This is a genomic window from Streptomyces sp. S.PB5 (assembly GCF_030403745.1).
In the GTDB taxonomy this organism is placed as follows: domain Bacteria; phylum Actinomycetota; class Actinomycetes; order Streptomycetales; family Streptomycetaceae; genus Streptomyces.
This window is the reverse complement of the sequence record NZ_JAQMWP010000065.1, coordinates 1-1,100: the sequence shown is the minus strand read 5'-3', so window position 1 is coordinate 1,100 and position 1,100 is coordinate 1. Positions and strand designations below refer to the sequence as shown.

The window sequence follows — 1,100 nt, the reverse complement described above, 5'->3', positions numbered from 1 at the left end:
TTCGGACTCGCTTTCGCTACGGCTTCCCCACACGGGTTAACCTCGCAACACACCGCAAACTCGCAGGCTCATTCTTCAAAAGGCACGCAGTCACGAGGCAAGCACAAGTGCTTGCCCGACGCTCCCACGGCTTGTAGGCACACGGTTTCAGGTACTATTTCACTCCCCTCCCGGGGTACTTTTCACCATTCCCTCACGGTACTATCCGCTATCGGTCACCAGGGAATATTTAGGCTTAGCGGGTGGTCCCGCCAGATTCACACGGGATTTCTCGGGCCCCGTGCTACTTGGGTGTCTCTCAAACGAGCCGCTGACGTTTCGACTACGGGGGTCTTACCCTCTACGCCGGACCTTTCGCATGTCCTTCGCCTACATCAACGGTTTCTGACTCGTCCTGTCGCCGGCAGACGACAGAAGAGAGATCCCACAACCCCGTATACGCAACCCCTGCCGGGTCTCACACGCATACGGTTTGGCCTCATCCGGTTTCGCTCGCCACTACTCCCGGAATCACGGTTGTTTTCTCTTCCTGCGGGTACTGAGATGTTTCACTTCCCCGCGTTCCCTCCACATACCCTATGTGTTCAGGTATGGGTGACAGCCCATGACGACTGCCGGGTTTCCCCATTCGGAAACCCCCGGATCAAAGCCTGGTTGACGGCTCCCCGGGGACTATCGTGGCCTCCCACGTCCTTCATCGGTTCCTGGTGCCAAGGCATCCACCGTGCGCCCTTAAAAACTTGGCCACAGATGCTCGCGTCCACTGTGCAGTTCTCAAACAACGACCAGCCACCCGTCACAGCCCGCCGAAGCGAACCTTTACCGGGGCCGGCATCACGAGGGGGTTCATTCCCTCAGACACCCAACAGCGTGCCCGGCCAGGTCCCGTCCGGAGATCATGCGTTCCACGCTCTTGCGAGCAGTACTTGCAGCCTCCGACCCGAGGTCCTGGCCGAATAATCAACGTTCCACCCATGAGCAACCAGTGCGAGACGTTCGCTCGCATGCTGGCCTCTGGACAGCCTTGCGGCCGCCTAGAAGTGCTCCTTAGAAAGGAGGTGATCCAGCCGCACCTTCCGGTACGGCTACCTTGTTACGAC

At 59.0% G+C, this 1,100-nt stretch carries 2 rRNA genes; both read right to left on the bottom strand.

What is annotated here, in order from left to right:
- Positions 1-746 (bottom strand): 23S ribosomal RNA (locus PH203_RS49585); the annotation flags it as partial.
- A gap of 305 nt (positions 747-1,051) precedes the next feature.
- Positions 1,052-1,100, bottom strand: a 16S ribosomal RNA gene (locus tag PH203_RS49580); the annotation flags it as partial.